General features: G+C 57.0%; 20 protein-coding genes, 2 tRNA genes and 4 pseudogenes. 13 read left to right on the forward strand and 13 right to left on the reverse strand.

Features of this window, described 5'->3' with window-relative positions; translation table 11 throughout:
* Nucleotides 1–151: 151 nt before the first annotated feature.
* Both istB and istA read right to left on the reverse strand, forming a co-directional pair.
* A complete protein-coding gene (istB, locus tag RBRH_RS05580; protein WP_013435048.1) occupies nucleotides 152–925 on the reverse strand; it encodes an IS21-like element helper ATPase IstB in 774 nt (257 codons plus the stop codon).
* Nucleotides 922–1,956 (reverse strand): IS21 family transposase, encoded by a 1,035-nt coding sequence (gene istA, locus RBRH_RS05585; protein ID WP_332415371.1) that lies wholly within the window; start codon nucleotides 1,954–1,956, stop codon nucleotides 922–924. The genes istB and istA overlap by 4 nt, the downstream gene beginning before the upstream one ends.
* Nucleotides 1,957–2,060: 104 nt before the next feature.
* Here istA and RBRH_RS17090 point away from each other — a divergent pair.
* Nucleotides 2,061–2,288: pseudogene (locus RBRH_RS17090) on the forward strand (integrase core domain-containing protein); the annotation flags it as partial.
* 62 nt (nucleotides 2,289–2,350) lie between these two features.
* Here the strand turns inward: RBRH_RS17090 and RBRH_RS05590 are convergent.
* The 4 genes from RBRH_RS05590 to RBRH_RS18735 all read right to left on the reverse strand — a co-directional run bounded on the left by RBRH_RS05590 (nucleotide 2,351) and on the right by RBRH_RS18735 (nucleotide 6,924).
* Nucleotides 2,351–4,150 (reverse strand): ABC transporter ATP-binding protein, encoded by a 1,800-nt coding sequence (locus RBRH_RS05590; RefSeq protein ID WP_013435052.1) that lies wholly within the window; start codon nucleotides 4,148–4,150, stop codon nucleotides 2,351–2,353.
* A 17-nt stretch (nucleotides 4,151–4,167) separates the two neighbouring features.
* Nucleotides 4,168–5,841 carry an asparagine synthase-related protein gene (locus RBRH_RS05595; protein ID WP_232509337.1) on the reverse strand — a complete coding sequence of 558 codons (1,674 nt, stop codon included), beginning with the start codon at nucleotides 5,839–5,841 and terminating at the stop codon, nucleotides 4,168–4,170.
* A gap of 65 nt (nucleotides 5,842–5,906) precedes the next feature.
* The gene (locus RBRH_RS05600) at nucleotides 5,907–6,647 is read right to left on the reverse strand and encodes a lasso peptide biosynthesis B2 protein (RefSeq protein ID WP_041753398.1); all 741 of its coding nucleotides are present in this window, start codon (nucleotides 6,645–6,647) and stop codon (nucleotides 5,907–5,909) included.
* A 124-nt stretch (nucleotides 6,648–6,771) separates the two neighbouring features.
* Nucleotides 6,772–6,924 carry a burhizin family lasso peptide gene (locus RBRH_RS18735; protein WP_013435055.1) on the reverse strand — a complete coding sequence of 51 codons (153 nt, stop codon included), beginning with the start codon at nucleotides 6,922–6,924 and terminating at the stop codon, nucleotides 6,772–6,774.
* 705 nt (nucleotides 6,925–7,629) lie between these two features.
* Between RBRH_RS18735 and RBRH_RS05605 the strand changes: the two genes are divergently transcribed.
* Together RBRH_RS05605 and RBRH_RS05610 are read left to right on the forward strand one after the other, a co-directional pair.
* Nucleotides 7,630–7,854, forward strand: coding sequence for a hypothetical protein (locus RBRH_RS05605; protein ID WP_162145548.1), 225 nt, complete (start codon nucleotides 7,630–7,632; stop codon nucleotides 7,852–7,854).
* Nucleotides 7,855–8,240: 386 nt separating this feature from the next.
* On the forward strand, nucleotides 8,241–8,537 hold the full coding sequence (locus RBRH_RS05610; RefSeq protein ID WP_013435059.1) for an addiction module antidote protein: 297 nt from the start codon (nucleotides 8,241–8,243) through the stop codon (nucleotides 8,535–8,537).
* Between the two features lie 478 nt (nucleotides 8,538–9,015).
* Here the strand turns inward: RBRH_RS05610 and RBRH_RS05615 are convergent, their stop codons facing one another.
* The 3 genes from RBRH_RS05615 to tnpB are packed head-to-tail and all read right to left on the reverse strand — an operon-like array spanning nucleotide 9,016 to nucleotide 11,437.
* Nucleotides 9,016–9,609 carry a plasmid pRiA4b ORF-3 family protein gene (locus tag RBRH_RS05615; RefSeq protein ID WP_049786369.1) on the reverse strand — a complete coding sequence of 198 codons (594 nt, stop codon included), beginning with the start codon at nucleotides 9,607–9,609 and terminating at the stop codon, nucleotides 9,016–9,018.
* 11 nt (nucleotides 9,610–9,620) lie between these two features.
* On the reverse strand, nucleotides 9,621–11,186 hold the full coding sequence (tnpC, locus tag RBRH_RS05620) for an IS66 family transposase (protein ID WP_041753401.1): 1,566 nt from the start codon (nucleotides 11,184–11,186) through the stop codon (nucleotides 9,621–9,623).
* A 32-nt stretch (nucleotides 11,187–11,218) separates the two neighbouring features.
* Entirely contained in the window at nucleotides 11,219–11,437 is a 219-nt protein-coding gene (tnpB, locus tag RBRH_RS05625) for an IS66 family insertion sequence element accessory protein TnpB (protein ID WP_013435063.1), read from the reverse strand.
* A 300-nt stretch (nucleotides 11,438–11,737) separates the two neighbouring features.
* Between tnpB and RBRH_RS05630 the strand changes: the two genes are divergently transcribed.
* From RBRH_RS05630 to RBRH_RS18740, 7 genes are all read left to right on the forward strand, one after another.
* Nucleotides 11,738–11,941: a hypothetical protein gene (locus RBRH_RS05630; RefSeq protein ID WP_041753402.1), complete on the forward strand. Its 204-nt coding sequence runs from the start codon at nucleotides 11,738–11,740 to the stop codon at nucleotides 11,939–11,941.
* Entirely contained in the window at nucleotides 11,919–13,136 is a 1,218-nt protein-coding gene (locus tag RBRH_RS19910) for a recombinase family protein (protein ID WP_198409228.1), read from the forward strand. The genes RBRH_RS05630 and RBRH_RS19910 overlap by 23 nt, the downstream gene beginning before the upstream one ends.
* On the forward strand, nucleotides 13,072–14,013 hold the full coding sequence (locus RBRH_RS19915) for a site-specific DNA recombinase (protein ID WP_198409229.1): 942 nt from the start codon (nucleotides 13,072–13,074) through the stop codon (nucleotides 14,011–14,013). The genes RBRH_RS19910 and RBRH_RS19915 overlap by 65 nt, the downstream gene beginning before the upstream one ends.
* Nucleotides 14,014–14,115: 102 nt before the next feature.
* A complete protein-coding gene (locus RBRH_RS21270) occupies nucleotides 14,116–14,271 on the forward strand; it encodes a transposase (RefSeq protein WP_370645073.1) in 156 nt (51 codons plus the stop codon).
* 64 nt (nucleotides 14,272–14,335) lie between these two features.
* A complete protein-coding gene (locus RBRH_RS05645; protein ID WP_198409230.1) occupies nucleotides 14,336–14,587 on the forward strand; it encodes a type II toxin-antitoxin system Phd/YefM family antitoxin in 252 nt (83 codons plus the stop codon).
* Nucleotides 14,588–14,590: 3 nt separating this feature from the next.
* A complete protein-coding gene (locus RBRH_RS05650; protein ID WP_013435066.1) occupies nucleotides 14,591–15,004 on the forward strand; it encodes a PIN domain-containing protein in 414 nt (137 codons plus the stop codon).
* Between the two features lie 213 nt (nucleotides 15,005–15,217).
* Entirely contained in the window at nucleotides 15,218–15,388 is a 171-nt protein-coding gene (locus tag RBRH_RS18740) for a hypothetical protein (RefSeq protein ID WP_013435067.1), read from the forward strand.
* Nucleotides 15,389–15,472: 84 nt separating this feature from the next.
* On the opposite strand, the pseudogene RBRH_RS05655 reads toward RBRH_RS18740, so the two are convergent.
* The 3 genes and pseudogenes from RBRH_RS05655 to RBRH_RS17115 all read right to left on the reverse strand — a co-directional run.
* A pseudogene (locus tag RBRH_RS05655) lies at nucleotides 15,473–16,222 on the reverse strand (integrase core domain-containing protein); the annotation flags it as partial.
* A 372-nt stretch (nucleotides 16,223–16,594) separates the two neighbouring features.
* Entirely contained in the window at nucleotides 16,595–17,224 is a 630-nt protein-coding gene (locus RBRH_RS05660; protein ID WP_041753406.1) for a hypothetical protein, read from the reverse strand.
* A 197-nt stretch (nucleotides 17,225–17,421) separates the two neighbouring features.
* Nucleotides 17,422–17,843: pseudogene (locus RBRH_RS17115) on the reverse strand (transposase); the annotation flags it as partial.
* 52 nt (nucleotides 17,844–17,895) lie between these two features.
* Between RBRH_RS17115 and RBRH_RS05670 the strand changes: the two are divergent.
* The 3 genes and pseudogenes from RBRH_RS05670 to RBRH_RS05680 form a co-directional block, all read left to right on the forward strand.
* Nucleotides 17,896–18,069 (forward strand): annotated as a pseudogene (locus RBRH_RS05670) (helix-turn-helix domain-containing protein); the annotation flags it as partial.
* Between the two features lie 407 nt (nucleotides 18,070–18,476).
* Nucleotides 18,477–18,552 (forward strand) — tRNA-Glu (locus RBRH_RS05675).
* 72 nt (nucleotides 18,553–18,624) lie between these two features.
* Nucleotides 18,625–18,701, forward strand: a tRNA-Asp gene (locus tag RBRH_RS05680).
* A gap of 146 nt (nucleotides 18,702–18,847) precedes the next feature.
* Here the strand turns inward: RBRH_RS05680 and RBRH_RS05685 are convergent.
* A complete protein-coding gene (locus RBRH_RS05685; RefSeq protein WP_013435073.1) occupies nucleotides 18,848–20,194 on the reverse strand; it encodes an MATE family efflux transporter in 1,347 nt (448 codons plus the stop codon).
* Nucleotides 20,195–20,228: the final 34 nt, after the last annotated feature.

The raw sequence follows: 20,228 nt of genomic DNA on the forward strand, positions 1-20,228 counted from the left end.
AACACTGCCACTCTCGACTACCAGGGCCGATGTTGCCGGTGCAGGCACCGGCAACTGCACAGGAATAAACGTTTGGTCAGGCTGCTGTCAAGCGCATCTGAAATTTGAGCCACTTCGCGCGTGATCGCGCAAAGTAAAAGTGAGCCAATCGTTACATTTTTGGTGCCAGGACGTGGCCGGCCTTTCGTTGTTGTTTAAGTCGGTAGCTGTCTCCTTTGATCTGAATGATATGGGCGTGGTGCAGGATGCGGTCAAGCATGGCCGCAGTTAGCGTTGCATTGCGCCCGAATGTTTCGTCCCATTGGGTGAACGGAAGGTTACTGGTGAGGATCATTGAACCGCGCTCGTATCGCTTTGCCACGATCTGGAAGAAGTGGCTGGCTTGGTCTTCCGAGAGGGGCAAGTATCCGATTTCATCGACAATGAGCAGTCTTGGGCCGAGGACGTTGTGTCGAAGTACGGCGTCGTAGCGTTCCTGGCGCCGTGCTGCTTCGAGTTGCAACATGAGATCGGCCGCCGTGATGAACTTGGTCTTGATACCCGCTTGTGTTGCGGCGTATCCGATTGCAATCGCCAGGTGCGTTTTGCCGACACCGGATGGACCAAGCAACACGGCGTTCTCACCACGTTCGATAAAGCGCAGCGTGGCTAATTCGTCAATGGCCTTGCGCGGAGCGCCCACAGCGAAACTGTAGTCGTAATCGTCCAGCGTCTTGATCGCCGGAAATGCCGCCATGCGTACCAGTGTCTGTCGCGATCGAACCTGCCGTATCTCGCGTTCATGTGCCAGCACGTGCTCAAGAAAGTCGAGGAAGCTCCACTGCTTGGCCGCGGCGTCGCTGGCCAGCGCGACATAGCGTTGCATGAGCCCTTCAAGTTTTAAACTCTGGCAGTGATCGTCGATACGTTCTTGCTGCAGATTCATGCATGCACCTCGGTCAGCAATTGCTGGTAGACCGACAAGGGATGCTGCAACGATATGGCTGAAGATGCCGACGGTCTGCCGACCGGCGTGGTTACCCATAGCTGTGTTGCAAACGCGGGCAAGCTGCGCAGCGTGTCTCGTTCGCGCTCTTCGAGAAGCGTTGCTGGTGGCGCTCCCGTGACCGGGTGCACCCGTTGGTTTGCAACGTCTCGCAGCCATTTGCCTACCTCGGCGTTGGCCGTATCGACGTCCAGTACCATACCCGACTGCTTGAGCCAACTGGACAGCGGCACATAAAAGTTGCCGCGCAGATACCGATGGAAGCGCTCGACCTTGCCCTTCGTGCGCGCGCGATAGGGCTGGCAGAGTCTGGGCATGAAGCCGTAGCGCTTAGCCAGATCGAGTAGACCTGGATGCCATCGATGTTCACCCTTACCGTACGCATCACGCTCGAGCACGATCGTCTTGGCGTTGTCGTACAGGATCTCGCAAGGCACCCCGCCGAGCGTTTCAAATAAAGCGTGATGGCAAGCAATCAGCGTTTCGGCCTTCTCGTTGGTGGCAAAGCGTGCCCAGCGCCAACGGCTAAAACCGAGCGTGGCGGTGAACGCGTACAGCGGATCAGCGCCGCGACGAAATACGACGAAGTCGCATTGCATCTGTCGCTCCGGCTCGGTCTCGAAGCGCACGAGCGGATCAGGTGCCGGCACAGGTTTGTGCGCCTTCATAAAAGCTTGAATACTGCGCAGCTGCCCTTCATAGCCCAGCGCGCGCAGTTCACGCAGCAACGCTGGAGCGGCGATCGTCTCGGGCCAGGCCGCTTGCATCCTCTCAAGAATGTACGCCTGAAACTGATCAAGCTTGCTCGGCCGTGGTTCACGCTGCTTGTAGCGAGGCACGTCCTGCGACGCCAAGTAACGCGTCACAGTGTTGCGAGACACGCCCAGGCGCCGCGCGATCTCTCGCAACGACAACCCTTGGGCTTTGAGTACATGGACTTGCATCCACTGTTCCTTCTGAAGCATCGCCAGCCTTCGCGCGAAAAAGGCTGACTGTACTGAAAGGTGGTTCACATTTACTTTGCGCGAAGTGGCTCATTTTTACTTTGCGCGCAACACTGCAAAAGCGTGGCCTCTTGGCCGAAACCATCAATGGCCTCTACAAAGCAGAATTGATCCATAAACGCGGACCTTGGAAAACCAAAGCTGACGCCGAATTAGCCACGCTCGAATGAATCGCCTGGTTCAACCATCATCGATTGCAGGAATCGCTGGGCTATATTCCGCCAGATAAAGCTGAGGCAAACTACTATCGGCAACTCATGCAAAAGTCCAATCCCTCAACCTTTACTTCCTTGCCATAGCCTCCACAAAAACCGGGGCGATTCAACAATGCTGCGCCTCGCTTTAGGCATATCGCTAGACTTCATCTACGCATCGACTGTTTCTGCCGAATCGATGCGGTCAGGTCGTGCTGCCGATGAATGAGCTTGTTTATGCCACAGATTGGCATAAACGCCCTGTTGCGCCAGAAACTCCGATGCGTGCCAGTTTCCACGATCGCCCCCTCTTGCATGACCAAGATGAGGTCTGCCTGCTGAATCGCGGCAAGCCGGTGTGCAATCACGAGCCGTGTGGTGTGGCGATAACGCTCATAGAGATGTTTGAAGATATCCGCTTCGGTGTGTGCATCGAGTGCGGCAGTCGGTTCGTCCAGCAACAGTAAAGGACTATTGCGCAATAAAGCGCGAGCTAGCCCCACACGTTGCCGTTCACCGCCTGACAATTTGTTGCCTCGCTCGCCAATCGACGTATCTAGGCCCTGGCTTGCCGCCGCGATGACCGGTGTTAACGCGCAGGTCTGAATAACGCTTTCAAGCTCCGAGTCGGAAGCTTGCGGATAGGCAAAACAAATGTTTTCTCGGATTGAGCGATCCAACAAATGCGCCTCTTGTGTCACGTAACCGATCGACTGACGCAATTGCGATTCGGAAAACGATTCGATCGGTTGACCTTCGATGAGGATTTGCCCCTCATCGAGCTTATATAGGCGCAGTAACAGTTTGATGAGCGTGGACTTACCCGCGCCGCTCGAGCCCACCAGCGCACAGAAAGCGCCGGCAGGAATCGAAAAATTCGCGTGGCGCAATACCCGTCTACCGCACGGATGACAAAAGCTGGCGTTGCGAAATTCGATTGACGGCGCCTGCTCGAACAAAGGCTGACCCAAGGGGTCGAAGCGCCATCTGACACGGATGGTATGCAGCAATTCCGACAGATTGAATAAACCGATCTGGATGCCCCGCAACATATAGCCGAACGTGCTAAGCGGCAGCGTGAATCGCAGCAGGTAGCTGTTCAACAGCACGAAATCGCCGATGGTGAGCCGGTGCGCCAAAATATCCCGTCCCGCCAGCGCCGTGAGCGCAGTCAACCCGATACCGACAATCAGTAATTGCGCAGCGCCGACGATTTCCATCTTGCGCGCGATATGGATACTCGCCCAGGCCCGCATTTTGAACACACGGTTGAGCCGCGCGAGTTCGCTGGCTTCATTCGAAAACGCTTTGACCGTGTCGGCATGCGTGAGCGTATCGACGAGTCGTGTCGAAGCGCGATCCGACGCCCGGTTTTTCTTGCGTTGCAGCACTTCGCAGCGCTTCGCCGTCGCGACGCTAAAGTAAAGATAAAGGGTCAAAATTCCCAGCAAGACTGCTGCATAAACCCAGCCAAACAACGAACAAACGACGATGCCGACGACCACGATTTCGACGCAAATCGGCGCGAGGCTCCAAAAGAGTCCGATAATTGCCCGCATCGCACTGTCTTGTACGCGCGTGAGCTCGCTCACGGAGGCGCCCGTTTGGTGAGCACTCAATGCCGCAGCGGGCTGACCGAGCACTCGGCTGACGTAGTTCAGCGTAATCGTGCGTTTGATCCGCTCATTGACCACCACGAACAGATACTCTTCGCAACGGTGCGTCGCTTGCGACAGGAACCATGCCCCGCCGTACGCTACGCAGAGCAGATAAACGCTCGTCGCCGAGAGCGACGCGCCGGACAAACCATCGATGAGCCACTTGAGCAGCATCGGAGAGACAATGGTGAGTCCGACCGAGCATCCGGTACAGCCAATGGCGGCGATGAGCTGAAGACGCGTTCTCCATTCGCGCGTCCACAAACAACCCAGCAGAAAAAAGATCGTCTTAAAAAGACCGTGCCGCATCGCGCCTCACCCACAGGTTATTGCCAACTTTGAATAAACAGCTCGGCAGCATAGAGGTGAAGGAGGTCCATGAAATGTTTACTGTTCCCCTTACTGCTCTGCTGAATCGCGTCATGGGTGCGCGCTACGTCGATGTAGCCTGCTTTGGCCAACCATCCCTCGAGACAGACTGCCATGACATGCTCCCGGTGGTCTCGAAGACCCAACAAATCGATGCCCGATGTCTCGCCTTTGTTGCGTCGCCATAGGTTCGGGTAGCCGGTGGCGGCCGCGACCGATTTTCTCAGCACAATGCGATTGTGCGCCCCTTCGAAATGATCGTAGCTGGGCGTTGACAGCGCGAACTCGACCATCGGCTGGCAAAGAAACGGATAGTGCTTGGGTTGCGTAAATGGATAGGCAGGAATTCTGACATCATCGAGCGATAAAAAAGCCATAAACAGCTGATCAAGCTTGCCGGGTAGGCGAGTCTGGGTGTGCTGAAAGAATGGGTGTAGGCACGTCCGTCGATCGAATAGTATGTGCTGCGTGTCCTCGGAGAGTAGCTTAAAGGTGTCGTTGACCTTGTCAGAAGGATCGCTAGCAAACACCGATTGCACCGCACGTTTGGCCACGCGCATCAGCGGCGCGCGGTACATGAGTGCCAAATCCATCGCCATGCGCCTAAGTCGCCGCCATTGCCCGGTGAGTGCCGCATCGGCCAGCGCGCTGCAAGGCGGCGGCGCCAAAAAGAGCGCATCGCCGCCATGCCCGCTGATCAGTGGGGTGTGCTCTTGCCGCTCAAATTGACTGGCACAATACTGACCACGCGCGAGCACGCTATACCGCAGACTCGGTTTCGCCATGCGTGGCGGCTCCGACTGAACAGGAGCAAACGTTAAGGCCTTCCCATTGACCTCCTGGAGGTGAGCCTGAGTATGCTGTGCCACTTGGCGGGCATGATCCAGCTCGTTGGACGAAGCCACATCGGCGTGATAATAGTGCGCGCAAGACAGCGGCTGATCTGCCGAGGCGACAGCGCGCATCGCCAGCAGCACCGAACTGGATTCCAGGCCGCCGGAGAGCTCCAGCACGGGCCGATCACTGAATGAGACGAACCGGTTCAGATAATGCTTTAAAATATCGAATGGGGTTTGCGTATCATCCTTGATTGCGTGCTTGAGCGGATCCCAGACGGTCACGATCTGCGGCTGACGGCCCTCCGTATAAGACAGCGCGCAACCTACCGGAAGCTCTCGGATCCGATCGAACGGCAGCTCGCCACTTTGCATGGTGCCCGTACGTAACCAGGTCGTAAAAAAGGCGTGATTCCAGGCGGGCCGCTCGCCGCGCTCCACCAAGGTTTGATGCAAACACGTGATCGTATCCGAAAAAAGCAAGCCGTCACGGTTAGACCAGGCCCAATATAACGGCCATTGGTTACTCGGATCGCTGCAACAGATCAGCTTTTTGGCCGCCAGATCAAAGCTGATAAAGAGATATCTTCCCCAGCATTGCGCCATGAGACGCGCTGGGCCTTCGGCCACCATCGCTTGGAGCTCGCCTTCCTGGATTTCGCGATGGTCTTGTTTCGAAAACGCCGAACCATAAAAGTAGTAGGCGCTCGTGCCCAAGCGCCCGCATAAAACGCGTGTGGACGGCTCGGATTGATGCCACAGCGCGCCCGCAGTCCGATGGGACGGATCGCGCACGAGCGTCCAATCCTGTTTTTGTGCCCAATCATCCTGCGCTTGGGGATAGGCGATACCGAGTAGAGTCATACGGACAGGTCAAGCAGCGGATGGGGACATTCCAGAATTACGGCGAGCTCTTTGCGTCTGAGCGGGCTATCGCCAATCACCGCCCCGCCGGCTTCCGACCAGGCGTGTGCATAAAACGGAAAGGATTGCACGCCAATCACCAATTTCAGCGCCAAACCGGCACGCGCGCACAACACGGTCAGCGCGACGGACCACTCTAAACACTTGGTCGAGCGGGGATAAAACAGACAAGCCCAATTGAGCGCGTCCACGAAGGGCGCATAATCATCGGGCAGACCGATACGCAGGCTGGCCTCGCGGTGCGCCTGATGGCACAGTTGCAATAACCCAGCCAGTCCCTGCCGCGCGGCGCATCGGTGCACGGATCGCAAGAGGAACAGCGCTTTGACGATGCGGGTCCAGGCGGGGCGACGCGCGAACGCATCCTCAGGCAACTTCCAGCCATTGGCCGACATTCCACCCGTTGTCGGAGACGGGCTCAACATGTTCAGCTTCGCGTCCGCCTCGGCAAAGGAAGTGACGCTGATCCACTGCGCCCGCTTTAATTCTTCCAGAATAGAGGCCGACTGAACCGCCTCGACTCGAGCAAAGCGCGCATCACTTAGCCCAAGCTGCTGGGCCAAGGCTGCCGATTGCCGCTCGGTGAGCACCGCATACCGATCGCGCACCACATCGAGTAAAATAATCTGCTGAGCAAAACAGGCCCCAAATACATGGGGCATCAAATGATGCGGCATGTGGGTATGATAGTTGTATCTCGTGGCGCTCGGAAAACACCCAGTAATGGCCTCGCATAGCTGACTTTGTCTCCAAGCGCCATGCTGCACCGCAGACGGACCGTTGCTGGGTGCCGACGTTTATTTATTCGTCGTCGGAGTCAATGCGATCACTCCAGCGGCCAGCTTCCACTTCCTTGTACTGTCCCGCACCGCCCAGCGTCTCTGACGACGCGCACAGCTCCATCAGCGATTCCTCGGCCAACAGCAGGCCCGACTCTTGTTGTTGCTTGTTCATAGCATCTCCTTGATTCCGTCGTGAAAAAAGCCGCCCGCCGAGTCAGCAGGCGACCCCTCAACTGATGTCGTTCAAGCTGACATCAKTVACKTAAAACTAAAATKAAAGCGAAGTTAAGTAAAGGGTCGGGGGATTTTTTTTCCGACTGTCCGTCTTTTTAGGCGGAATAGAACAAAAATGACAGAGGGGTATCACGACCCGCTCGGCCAATCGGCAAGACGAAAGGATGTTGTGAGGGCTTTGCGTTAAAGACCATTTTTCCGTACAGGCCCACGGGGTTTTCTACTGGTATAAAAAAGGTGGCGCAAAGGACAGTACGGGGCTGACCAAGATCCGGCTGTGCGTTCCAACTCGCGCAAAGATAGAAGTGCGGGCTCGACAGCGTAGAAAAGGTGAAAGTGATCTCAACCAATCACACGCTCCGTGCTCTCGTCGGCCAGACACCGCTCCTCGCCCTATCGTGAGCCGCCGATGCCCCGCACTGGCACAGTTTCTACGCGCCGCATACGCGGTGACCGGTAGGCATGCATGGCATGCGTACCTATCAGCGGCTAGATGCGGCCGCCGGTATTGCTAGACAGCCGAGTACCGCGACGATCCAGCGTGTGATCGGGCATGTGCGGGCGTGGGTTGTGTTACCCGCGGCGCCCGTGGGCACCGCGCAAGGTGGCGGTGCCCTCAACCGAGCCGGCGGCCAACATTCAAATGAAATTGCGCTTGCAGACCGCTGAGCAGGCGCTGGCCGACGCGTATCGGCGTATGCAGCAGCTAGAGCAGGACAATCAAGCGTTGCAGCAGCAGTTGGGGCAGACCAAGGGCATGGCGCAAGCGGCCCAGCACGCGCTCGATGCGCACGTCGCGCCATTGCGTGCGACCATCGACGCAGGCCAACACGCGGCGCAAGCGTTGACACCGGCTGGCCGCCACTGAGCAGTTTCTCAAAGTGCAAAACGATGCGGTGCGCTAGCAGATTGGCGCCAGCGCGCCGAGGCGCTCACCGAACAGGTCCGGCAGCAGGCCGGGTGGATCAAGACGCTACGTCGGCAGCTTGCCGTGCAGGCCGAAAAGTGTAGTTTCGATTTAACGAGCAACGCATACCTAATGGGTCGCCGTACCGCGTGCTGGCTCTCAGCCTAGTGATCCACAGCCGGTTCAGGATAGCAAGGGCAGTTGGCACATCGCCTTGCATGGCTAAGGTACGGATTCGGTTTTCCGTATTCCAGCGCTCATCATATTGTTGTGCGGTGGCGACAAGTCGATGCAACAACGGGACATTAAGCGAGCCTTGATGCTTGCTGTTAAATTGAGGGATTAGCATGGGAATTAAGACGACACCTTTCGATGCGGCTGACTATCTTGACGTGTCCGAAGCGCAAGCTGAGTATCTTCGCGTCTCGTTCGAAACGGGCGACGCGGCCGACATTCAAGAGGCCATCGGTACCGTCGCGCGTGCGCGCGGCATGACGCAAGTTGCGCGCGCGGCGGGGGTCGGCCGTGAAAGCTTGTATAAGGCACTGGATGAGCAAGGCAATCCAGAGTTCGCGACCATTTTAAGTGTCGTGCGTGCGCTTGGGCTGAAAATCACCGTCACGCCTGCCTACGATTATGCTTGATACCGATTCGGTATCTTTCTAGCTTGCACGCCCGAAAAGGAATCGGCGCAACACGCGCCGAGCTTGGTTTTGTGCATGATGCAGCTAGGTGGCGATAAGTGCGATTTACACTAACTTAGCTTTAGCCGCCGAACACCTCATCAGCGCGGATCATGTCGCGTGCCCGGATTCACCGGCTCTTGCCATTTTTTTGCATTGCAGTCAACGACTATGAGGCCTGTGAATCTGCGCAAAAACACATTGTGCGCTAATCTCGTCTGCTTGCTCTCCAACTGGGGCCGTCTAAAGAGACTATACCGGCTCTGCCGGCTGCGCAGAATGGACGACCAAAAGCGTTTTGATCTGCGGTAGCGCTTTTTCCCATTGTTCCGCAGGAACTGCATCAAGCCGTTCCGCCTTAATAAGTTCCAACACCGCCTTTTGATTCCGTTCTCGTTGGCGTTTCTCCGTAAGCGTCGTCCCAAGGCCGCATTGACGTTCAGAATTTGACTTCGAAAAGCCGTTGATTTGCGAGGTCGAGATCGAACGCATCGGGATCGAAGCTGCCGCCGCACCACTTGAGGAAGTGGTTATGTTCCTCATGCGAGGGATCGATGATTGCATCGAGAAAGTCGATGTATCCGGGGGCTCCGCCGACGTCCTCCGGCGGGCATGCGTTGCGTCCGTCTAGGCACAAAGGCGAGCGAAGTTGCGCATTGGCGGGCAACGCCTTTTCGACCTTGATGCGATGCTGCCAGTTGTCGCCGTAGTCGTAAATGTAGGTGAATGACTTCAGCGCGCCCAACGCTTTGACTAGCGTGACCCTGGCTTCATCCAGCATCGGCGGATCGCTCGGGTAGTCAGGGTCCGGTTCGCCGTAGTGGGTATTGCGGAACACGAATTCATGCGCATGGCCGCCTTCCCATCCCATCGCTAGTAGCAATATGACGTGAAGCTTTCGTAGCCTAATTGAACCGGGCACCACGATTTGCCGCCAGATTGCCGGTTTGATGTGCTGTAGCTCGACACGCAGCACATAGTCGGGGGCTGGCGAGGTGATGGAACGTAAGGCGCTTTTGCGGGATGGGGCCATTGGAGTCGCTCTCATGCGGCTTGCTGCTCGACGTGCTCCGTGGGCACCACGCGCCATGGAAGTAACTCGTCGATGTGGTTGATGGGATGATCGGCGACGCGCTCGAACACCGCGCGCAGGTAGGCAAATGGCTCGACACCGTTCAGGCGTGCCGTTCCGATCAAGCTATAGATCACCGCCGCACTGTGGCCTCCTGCGTCCGAGCCTGCGAACAGATAGTTGCGCCTGCCGAGCACGAGTGGCCGGATAGCTCGCTCAGCGGTGTTATTGTCCACTTCGATGCGTCCGTCTTCGCAGTACCGCGTGAGCGCTCGCCAATGCGTCAGCGAGTACTTAATCACCTTGGCCAGACCTGACTTCACCGAGATTTGCGACAGTGTATGTTCGAGCCAGGCCTTTAGGCTGAGGAGCAAAAACTCGCAGCGTTGCTGACGAACCGATAGACGTTCGTCAGGTGTCTGGCCGCGAATTTCGCGCTCAACGGCGTACAAGGCGCCGATTCGGCGCAGCGCTTGCTCGGCGATCGTAGAATGGTCTAACTCGTACAGATCGTAGAACTTACGACGAGCGTGCGCCCAACACGCAGCCTCGACGATCGTGCCGTCGCGATACAGCGCGTCATACCCGCTATAGGCATCTGCTTGCAAGATTCCGCTGTAGCCCATCAGATGTTCGCGTGGTCTCTCACCCTTGCGGTCAGCAGAGTACCGATACCAAACGGCGGGCGGGGCGCGACTTGCGGCGGAACGCTCGTCCCTCACGTAGGTCCACAATCGTGCTGTGCGCATTTTTCCGCGCCCCGGCTCCAGCACAGGCAAGGGCGTGTCGTCGGTATGAATCTTTTCGCCTTCGCGCACGTAGCGTCCCAGTGCATCAGCCAACGGCTGTAGCAACTCAGCCGCCTCGCGTACCCACGAGGCCAGGGTTGCACGATTCAGTTCAATGCCGGCACGTCGATAGATACCCGCTTGCCGATACAACGCAGTGTGATCAGCGTACTTGGCGGTGACCACCTGGGCGAGTAGTCCAGCACCAGCCATGCCTCGCGTGATCGGCCTTGAAGGAGCAGCCTCCTGAACCACCATCGCACAACGTGAGCAACTTAGCTTTGGCCGTACGTGCCGCAGGACTTTAAAGTAGTCCGGCACGTAGTCGAGCATTTCGGACACGTCCTCGCCGAGCGCGCGCATCTTTGCGCCGCACTTCGGGCAGCCGCAATTCGTCGGCGCATGCACGATCGTTTCGCGCGGCAGATGGGCGGGCAATTGCCTTGGTTTGCGGCGCAGGGAAATAACCTTTGGTGTGCCCGTTGCCTCAAGGCCTGCGTCTTCGTCAGACAACTTTGCCGCGGCAGGAACGTCAAAGTCTTGTTCGGGTATCGGCAGATCGCAGAGTGCGAGCTGCAGCTGACCCATCAATTCCGCTACGCGCTTGGATGAACGCCCGTACTGCCAGCGTTTCAGGCGTGCGATTTCGGACAGCAGTCGCGCAATAGTTTCGTCGCGCGAGGCGATGATGCGCTTCAGTGCGTCAATGTCATCGGGCAGATGGCCGGCATGCTCGGCAGTGTAAAGCATGCTCGTGTACCTGTGAGTGCCGGAGCACCGCCTCATGCGGCGCGTGTGGGCTGCCACGTTCGTTCGGGATGTCGCCAATCGATGCCCTCCAGAAGCATGGAGAGTTGGGCTGGTGAGAGGTGGACGCTGCCCGAACTCGCTTGAGGCCATACAAAGCGTCCTTGCTCCAGACGCTTCGCATACAGGTTCATGCCGTCACCGCTCCACCATAGGACTTTGATAAGGTCACCGAGCCACACGACATTCAACATACCGTTTGCAAGTGGCGATCATCGCGTATCCGTGGCATCCAGCGCACGGTCAGCAATTCCGAGTAGTACGGCGTAGCGGGCGCCGAGGAAACCAGCTAGTTCATCTTGATGTGCCGGGCGGCCTCTCACGCGAACTACCCGTGTGGATGCTAGATGCGTCAATATGCTCGACGATGTCCCTTGGCTCACCCCAATTGAGCCTGTCAGCTCTGAACGAACTGCGCGCCAATCTGCACACCCGAGCACTGCAGCCGACTATGGGTGGATCATCGAAACTCTTCAGCACGGAGGGCAATTTCTATGACGCGGGTAAACAGCACAGAGCAAGGCATACAACTGCCTTTGATACTGGAGAGCGATCCAGCATGGAACAAAAGCCTCGTGGGCAATCGACGCGACGAGTTGATAGTGGCGCTGGCAGATCTACTACTGGAAGCACTGGGCAAAGTGCAGAGACAGGCACGCGATCAAGGAGATCTCAATGAGCCAGAAGATCATGTCTGACCACCTTGGCCGCGGCGCCATCGTATACGTGCGCCAGTCGACCCTAAGTCAGGTTGCCGAACATAAGGAGAGCCAGCGTCGCCAATATGCACTCGCTGATTTTGCACGTGGGTTGGGTTTTGCATCGGTCTTGACTATCGACGATGATCTCGGCCGTTCCGGTTCGGGGGCTGTCGATCGGCCCGGCTTCCAGAAACTGGTGGCTGCGGTGTGTGCAGGATCTGTCGGTGCGGTGTTCTGTCTCGAAGCATCCAGGCTTGCACGAAACGGTAGAGATTGGCACCACCTGGTTGATTTATGTGCGCTCGTTGGCACACTCGTTATTGATCACGATGGCGTCTATGATCCGCGACTCATCAACGACCGGCTCCTGCTCGGTTTGAAGGGCACAATGTCGGAATACGAGTTGAGCCTGCTACGGCAACGCGGACTGGCCGCGCGCGATTCGAAGGCTAGTCGCGGCGAATTGCGTTTCGCCTTGCCACCGGGCTATTGCTGGAACGAACTGGGGAAGATAGAGATGGACCCGGGCGAGCGGGTAAGTGGCGCGATCAGTCTCGTGTTTGCCAAGTTCAGACAGCTCGGTAGTGCTCGCCAAGTCTTGCTGTGGGCCATACAATCGCAGACAAGTTTCCCCGTCATGCGTAACGGTGTTGCGGGTGTGCGGATCGACTGGAAGCTGCCGGCATACCACACTGTTATCCAGATATTGCAGCATCCGATGTACGCCGGCGCGTATGTGTTTGGCCGCAAAGCGCAACGTACATTGGTTGTTGACGGGCATGTCCGGAAGACGTCAGGTCATTCGAAGGCCATGAAGGACTGGAACGTTCTACTACGGAACAACCATCCCGGCTATATAACGTGGGACCAGTTCGAAGAACATCAACGCATGATCTGCGAGAATGCACACATGAAGAAACGGGCATCCCGTAAATCCGCCAGAGGTGGGCGAGCGTTGCTGACCGGCCTGGTACGTTGTGGGCGCTGCGCATCGAATGATGCGCGTGACGTATGGCATGCGGGCCGGCCACGCTCATCGTTACCATTGCCGGGGAGATCAGGAGCGTGCCGCAAACTGGGTTTGCATCGGGATTGGCGGCGTACGTATCGATCAGGCTGTCGCAGCCTTGATTCTGGAAGCCGTTTCCCCTCATGCCGTGGAGGCTGCAATACTCGCCGCGCATCATGCTAACGCTGCTGGGGACGATGTAAAGCGTGCGCTGCAACTCGAACTCGAAGATGCGCACTACGAGGTCTCACTGGCTGCGCGCCGGTACGAGGCGGTAGATCCTACAAAAAGGCTCGTCGCTCGTGAACTCGAAGCGCGGTGGAACGCAGCATTGGAGCGGGTAGCGCAGCTCGAAGAGCGGCTCTCACAGTTTGACGCCGAAGCGGCATCGCGTCCAAGGATCGACGAAGCCGGACTCATGGCGCTCGCTGCCGATTTGCAGTTAGCGTGGAATGCACCCGATACGGACGCTCGTACCAAACAACGCTTGACTCGCATCCTCATTCAAGAGGTGGTAATCGATCTTGATGACGACGCAAACGAAGCCGTGGTCACAGTTCACTGGACCGGAGGTCGACATACCGAGGCCCGCGTGCCCCGCACGAGCGTGGGGCGCTACCCCAGTGACCGTTACCCGAGCCCCGTAGAGGTCTTGCGCAAGCTCGGCGGCTATTGGACAGATCTCGATCTAGCGGTCACCATGAATCGTATGAGATGTAAGACAGCGCACGGGCAGTCATGGACCGTTGTGCGCGTCGCCGAACTACGCAAGCGTCTGGGGATTGAGCCTTTCGATCCAACCGCTCCGCACATCGAAACAATCAGCGTAGAAGAAGCCTCGCGGCGATTGAATATCTACACGAGCTCGGTTCATCGACTGATTCGCGAAGGCGTTCTGCCTACAACTCAGCTCATGCCTTCCGCACCATGGCAGATTCCGGTTGCCGCCCTCGACTCTGAGGCCGTCAGGCAAGGCGTGATCGCTATCAAGGAACGGCGGCCACCTCATTTCAAGACCCGACAGGACGCCGAGAAGTCGCTCAAGCTGCCTGGATTTTAACCAGAGGATGCACTATGTCACACGACTCCCGCGGCGTGCGCGAAACACGAACACATGCATGAACCGACCCCGGAAAGCTGGACGCTAACCTCTCGGGGGGTTATGGGCAGGTACACCGAGCAGCAGAAGCTGCGAGTAGTTGAGGATTATTTTTCGTGTCAGTCGGGCCTGAAGACTGTCGCCAAGCGGCATGATGTCGATATTTCTGCGGTGCGCAGCTGGGTGGCGGCATATCGCGAACATGGGGACCCGTCCTGATTCCTGGGCTCCGAGTTTGACAGAGATGGACCTCCATCATATTATGACCATATGGTCATTTTTAATGGTTGAGATCCTCGTGAAAACCTTTACTGTCGTTGAAGCCAAGTCTCATTTCTCAGCCCTGTTGGTTGAGATAGAGGCCGGCGAGGAAATTGCTATCACCCGCCATGGGAAAATTGTGGCGCGGATGGTCCCCAATCACCCAAGCGTCGCGGCCGACGCTTTCCGTGACTTCTGGTCAAGCCAGGATGGTATTGATCTGCAAGCTCCGGAGGATAGCCCAGCCGAGGCCGTAGCCTCGATGGACAATTAGTCCATGGCCGCGCTCTACCTGCTGGATATCAACATTTTGATTGCCGCTTTGAAAGGGCATCCAGACATACAGCAGCGGCTAGAAACTCTGCCGCTCAGTAGCATGCGCCTATCGGTGATTGTGCTTGGAGAGTTGGAATTTGGCGCGGAGAAAAGCGCTCATAGTGAGCGCAACCGCGCCCGTCTCGCCACTCTGGCGCAACGGCTGCCCCTCGTTGGCTTCGATGCTGAGACCACCCGCTACTATGCGCGGGTGAGGGCCTTTCTAGAGCGGCAAGGAACTCCAATCGGGGCCAATGACACATGGATCGCCGCCCAGGCGCTAGCCATCAAAGCCACACTCGTAACGGATAACGAACGCGAGTTTTCCCGCGTGCCGGATCTGTCACTAGAAAACTGGCTGGCAAGAGGGCAATGAAGTCGCGAATTCACTTCCTGACCTAGATTGATCGGAGCTTGATAATATCTGGGATGATTAGAGCTGGGTGTGAAAAATTTTAAACGGGCTTAGGGAGTGTCATTAATTCAAAAAAACGACAGAGGCGGCCAAGTAGATGGCACCAAGGAAGGCCGAAGCAGTCTGAACTGCCTCGGGTTTGGGGGACGCTCGTATTCTTGAGAGAATCGAGCCGTGAACAAGAAGCCAAGCAAGTTTTCTCCGGAAGTCCGAGAGCGCGTAGTGCGCCTGGTGCGCGAGCAGCGTAGCGAGTCGGACCTGAACAATTTACCAAGGCTTGTGCAGCAAGGCACGGAAGCTGAAACGGTATTGTGGAAATTGCAAGAGGCAGGCATATTGGTGTGAGTTTCCTGCAAATTTCGACGAGGGTTGAATTGTATTAGCTGGAACTCGATCTGACAGGTAGTTGGACCGATAGTGTGGAGACGATCAATGCGAAATGAGTTTCTCCTTGGCAAGATCCAGTGAATCGAGGAAGGTGCGTATGGGTGTCTTGCCGTAACACCACCGCCCTTGATGTTCCCGTTTATTGTTGTACTGATCGAGCCACGCATCAAGGTCCGTCTGCAGAACGTGGATCGATTTGTAGATCTTTTTGCGGAACGTGACCCGATAGAACTCGTTGAGCATGGTCTTGTGCAGCCGCTCGACGATTCCGTTGGTCTGCGGCGACTTGGCCTTTGTGCGGGTATGGTCGATATCCTCTACGGCCAAATACAGCTCGTATTCGTGATGTTCGGGGTTGCCGCAGTATTGCGTGCCGCGATCAGTCAGTACGCGCAACAGCGGGATACCGAAGCTGTCAAAGAATGGAACGACGCGATCATTGAGCAGGTCGGCCGCGGGCAAAGACGTTTTGCGCTCGTAAAGCTTGGCGAACGCCACCTTCGAGTAGGTATCGACGAAGGTCTGTTGATAAATGCGACCTACGCCCTTAAGACTGCCGACATAGAACGTGTTGTCCTGCGCGCCACAGTAGCCGGGACATTCGGACTCGAATTCGCCGTGTGCTTTCTTTTTGCGCTTGGCGCGTTCCAGCGCAACGAGCTGGGCCTCGGTCAGCACCAGCCCTTGCTGGGCGGATTTGGCTTCCAGGGCCTTCAGGCGCTTGGGCATGATCTTCAAATCGTGGCGCAGCCAGATGCTACGGACACCCTGTGGCGAAACGCACAGGCCCTCGTCAAGAGCAACAAGAACGACTTTGTGAATGCCGAGGCGTCTGCGAGGTGGCTTCGTGCCCGTCCATGCGCTTTGTCACGTCGAAGCGTCCGCGCCTACATGCAGCGGCTTGAGCACCAAAGCGGCCGATTGGCCTGTTGGGTGCGCACCATGCTCACGCGACGATATTCCAATGTGGGGGCGGGCTCATTGCACCAGATAATGAGCCAAGCTCGGCCATCGCTGTCTACTCATACTAACCTCTGGCAAATCCGTCGATGTTAGGTGTCCGCTTCATCCTTCGAGGTCGGGCAAAGTCCGATGAGTCACTCTCAAGAATGCAAGCCTCCACCAAATCCGGTGCGGTTTAGGGAGCTATCGGCAGAGGTGTTTCTATGAGGCGATCACTATCTTGCCAAGTCGAGACATGGGTCCCAACTCACTGGGCAAAAGATTCTGATACGTGATATGGACGTTGAATTGTGAACAAATCCGTAGCGGATGTTCAAGCTTTGGGTTTTGATCACCTCGCACGTAGAGGTGAATGATTTTGGCGTAGTCAGGGTAGTAAGTCGAGTACGCTAGTACTTGCCCAAGAGCATGCTTCCATCTAATGAAGCTCTTTATCTCCACAACGGCGGAGGGAAGTAGCAAATCGACAAATCCAACAGGGGTGTAAACTTCAGCGTGTCCGTCTGGATGGCATACGGACAACATATCTCGAATGCCGCATTCGAGCATGTAACCTTCTGGAACGTACTTGAAATAGCGATCAGCAACTGCCGACGTTGCAAAGTAGTAGCCGTACTTGTGACGCACCTTACTATTCAAGTCTACCTTATAAAGTTGCCTGAAGTGTTGCACAATCTGATCGCCTACGCGTATCGCTTGGTTTTCTCGAAAGAGGAGATCAAAGACGCCGCCGCAGCCCAATTGTCGGCCAGCGTATAACCAACGGGAAGGATGAATCGTTAGAAGGCCGTCCTGGGCTTTTTCTTCGTAAAGAGCATATAGATCAATCATATTGAGATAACGAGCTTCTGATGATGTCGGGGCGGCGGCTGTTCGCCGCAATCATGGGTCGCGCAGCTTGAGTCCGGCTGGCTGCCACACATGTAGCTAACCTTACCTCGCTGAGCGCACCATCCGTAGGTTAGCGGTCTCGCCGGTTTTCGGTTGATGCAGTGGCCGGAATGGGCCCAGGTTTTCTAAAGCAGATCACCCTGTCGCTGCAGAAAGATCTGGATGCAGCGATCACCATAGCGCGGATATTGCGCCGATAGAAGGTTCATCGCCTCCAGCACCGATGCATCGCGTACCGCAAGCTTCGATGCGTAATGCAGTGCCGATCCCGCAACCGAAATTAGCGCGCATGCACGCTGCTTCGATAGGCTTCGTGCATTCGCGTAGGCGACCTGCTGGCGGCGGGTGCACATGCCCACCGTTTTTTTGCGTTGATCTCCTTCATCACCTCCAGTTCAAGATCCCGTTCCGCTAGCATTTTCTTCAGTCGAGCATTCTCCTGCTCGAGTTGCTTCAGATGCTTTACATCGGCGGCGTTCAGGCTACCGAAATGCTGCCGCCAGTTATAGATTGCCTACTCGCTGATCCCATGCTTCTTCGCCACCTCGGCGACCGGCATCTTGCCTGCCTCAAGGCCGTCTGCTGTGCCTTAAATAGCGCAGTGATATAGCCTTACCCGCACCCAAATGAGCCAGACGCAAGCAGCCGAGCTCCTTGGCGTGACTCAGCCGCATGCTTCTGACTTGATGCGCGGCAAGATCAATTTATTTGGCCTTGATGCTTTGGTGAATATGGCGACGGCCGCTAGATTGCACATCGAAATGCAGGTACTCGAAGTAGCCTGATCTACCGTTTCCCTTTGTACGGGGATAAGCAAGCCCACGGAGGCCGAGCAGCTGATCCTGTGGGCCATCGTCGAATTTTTACCGGCGCAATAGCAATTGAGGGGCTCAGCGTCCGTGCCGCGTCCGACGTTCGGCGACGCAAGCGTGGACCTCTCGCATTCGCTGAAAAAATGGAAAAGTGCTTGCCGACTGGGGATCGGTCTGCGTATAATCTCGTTCTCTGCTGATGACGAAAGCAGCGTTGTTCGAAGTCGAGCACGTTGTGACATCTGCAGAAGTTCGTGAGGTTTTCGTTGAAACGAAAAAACGGATCAAAAAAGACTTCWCWAACGGWAAAAACGTCGTTATAATGTCGTTCTTTTCTGAGCTGTTAAACAAAACAGCGAGACAGAATGTGAAAAGATTATGTCCCCTTCGTCTAGAGGCCTAGGACATCACCCTTTCACGGTGAGTACAGGGGTTCGAATCCCCTAGGGGACGCCAGATATCGCGTGCACCGAAAGGTGAGCGCAGCATGCAAGTGTGGCCAACGATTGCATGCTGAGATGTCGAATTGGAGTGGTAGTTCAGTTGGTTAGAATACCGGCCTGTCACGCCGGGGGTCGCGGGTTCGAGTCCCGTCCACTCCGCCAAAGTTAAAAAAAGCCCGCTTATGCGGGCTTTTTTATTCCGCTTTTTATTCCGTATTGCCAGGCGGTCTCAGGTATGAATGCGGCGAATCACTACGCGCATACGTGCGCCGCATTCAGCGGTAGCCAGCCTCTAAATCGAGCGACGCCTATGCGTGTGTCTTTTTGCTGACGCTTGACCAATAGACCAGTAGTCCAGTCGCCGCCAGCGCGACGCTCAGCGTATTGGCGTACCAAAAGCCGCGCGCGCCAGTTAGTGCCGCGGGCATCCAATGTAGTGGGTCGAAGCCGGCGAGGTATCCGCCGCCCAGGCCGACGCCCCATAGCGCGATGGCGTAGATGATCGTCGGGACCACCGCGACCCGGTACGCACGCAGCGCGAACGCAGTGGTGATCTGCAGCGCGTCGCACAGGTGGTAGGCAGCGACGATCGCCAGCAGCGGCATGGCGGCGGCGACGACGTTCGGGTCGGGCGTATAGGCGGCGATCAGCCACGGCCTTATCGCGAGGATGATCGTTGCGTATAGCAGCGCGATACCTGCGGCCAATCCGATCCCATGCGCGGATAGGGTGCGTGCGGCGGTGAATTCGCGCGCACCGAGCCGTTGGGCGACCAGCGTGGACGTCGCGATGCCGATCGACAAGGGCGTCATATACAGCACTGCGCTGACATTGCTGGTGATCTGGTGCCCGGCAAGCGTCGTGGTGCCGAAACGCGCGATGAACAGCGCCATGAATGTGTAGGATGTGACTTCAATCAGGTAGGACAGGCCCATTGGGACGCCAAGCTTGAGCAACGCCCGTTGTTGCCGCCAGTGAGGCCACGAGCATTGCGCGAACACTGCAAACTGGCGATAGAAATCGACGCGCAGCAGGAGCACGATGCCGACGAGGGCCGATAGCCAATTGATGATCGAGCTGGCGAGGGCGGCGCCTGGACCACCCAGCGCCGGCAGGCCAAACGCGCCGTGGATCAGAAGCGCATTGAGCGGTACTTTTAACATCAGTCCGCCAAGTTGGATCAGCATGACCGGCCGTGGGTTCGCGACCGCATTCGACAGCGAGCTGAAGAGACGGAACAGCAGGCTAGCCGGCAGTCCGAGCGATAGGATGCGCAGGTAGGCGAGCGCGCGCTCATTAAGCTCCGGTGGCGCGTCGGCGATGCGCAGCAACGGCGTTGGGAAGTACAACAGCAGACAGCCGGGCAGCGCCAGTAGGATGGCGAGCCAGGCCGACTGCCGCACTTCTTCGCCGATTTGCGCGTGGCGGTGCGCGCCGAATAATTGTGCCGCGATGGGCTGCAGCGCGACCAGGATGCCAGTCAGACCGATATAGACCGAGATGTAGATCGACGAGCCGAGTCCGAGGGCGGCCAGGTCCGTGGCGCAATACCGTCCGATCATGGCAGTATCGATGACGCCGAACGCAATGATCGCCAACTGCCCGACCAGCACGGGCCAGGCGAGGGAGATAATTTGGCGGGCGTCGGTCAGCATGTCGAGCGAGGGTTGGGCGGTGGGTTGAGGGGCC

This window comes from Mycetohabitans rhizoxinica HKI 454 (genome assembly GCF_000198775.1).
Taxonomy (GTDB): domain Bacteria; phylum Pseudomonadota; class Gammaproteobacteria; order Burkholderiales; family Burkholderiaceae; genus Mycetohabitans; species Mycetohabitans rhizoxinica.

Bases quoted from the DNA above. Each gene is read 5' to 3' on its own strand.
- istB (WP_013435048.1), bottom strand. From the start codon at position 925: ATGAATCTGCAGCAAGAACGTATCGACGATCACTGCCAGAGTTTAAAA.
- RBRH_RS05685 (WP_013435073.1), bottom strand. From the start codon at position 20,194: ATGCTGACCGACGCCCGCCAAATTATCTCCCTCGCCTGGCCCGTGCTG.
- RBRH_RS05660 (WP_041753406.1), bottom strand. From the start codon at position 17,224: ATGATTGATCTATATGCTCTTTACGAAGAAAAAGCCCAGGACGGCCTT.
- tnpB (WP_013435063.1), bottom strand. From the start codon at position 11,437: ATGTTGAATGTCGTGTGGCTCGGTGACCTTATCAAAGTCCTATGGTGG.
- RBRH_RS18735 (WP_013435055.1), bottom strand. From the start codon at position 6,924: ATGAACAAGCAACAACAAGAGTCGGGCCTGCTGTTGGCCGAGGAATCG.
- RBRH_RS19910 (WP_198409228.1), top strand. From the start codon at position 11,919: ATGAGCCAGAAGATCATGTCTGACCACCTTGGCCGCGGCGCCATCGTA.
- tnpC (WP_041753401.1), bottom strand. From the start codon at position 11,186: ATGCTTTACACTGCCGAGCATGCCGGCCATCTGCCCGATGACATTGAC.
- RBRH_RS05610 (WP_013435059.1), top strand. From the start codon at position 8,241: ATGGGAATTAAGACGACACCTTTCGATGCGGCTGACTATCTTGACGTG.
- RBRH_RS05645 (WP_198409230.1), top strand. From the start codon at position 14,336: ATGGTTGAGATCCTCGTGAAAACCTTTACTGTCGTTGAAGCCAAGTCT.
- RBRH_RS21270 (WP_370645073.1), top strand. From the start codon at position 14,116: ATGGGCAGGTACACCGAGCAGCAGAAGCTGCGAGTAGTTGAGGATTAT.
- RBRH_RS05590 (WP_013435052.1), bottom strand. From the start codon at position 4,150: ATGCGGCACGGTCTTTTTAAGACGATCTTTTTTCTGCTGGGTTGTTTG.
- RBRH_RS05615 (WP_049786369.1), bottom strand. From the start codon at position 9,609: ATGGCCCCATCCCGCAAAAGCGCCTTACGTTCCATCACCTCGCCAGCC.
- RBRH_RS05605 (WP_162145548.1), top strand. From the start codon at position 7,630: ATGAAATTGCGCTTGCAGACCGCTGAGCAGGCGCTGGCCGACGCGTAT.
- RBRH_RS05630 (WP_041753402.1), top strand. From the start codon at position 11,738: ATGACGCGGGTAAACAGCACAGAGCAAGGCATACAACTGCCTTTGATA.
- RBRH_RS05650 (WP_013435066.1), top strand. From the start codon at position 14,591: ATGGCCGCGCTCTACCTGCTGGATATCAACATTTTGATTGCCGCTTTG.
- RBRH_RS05600 (WP_041753398.1), bottom strand. From the start codon at position 6,647: ATGCCGCATCATTTGATGCCCCATGTATTTGGGGCCTGTTTTGCTCAG.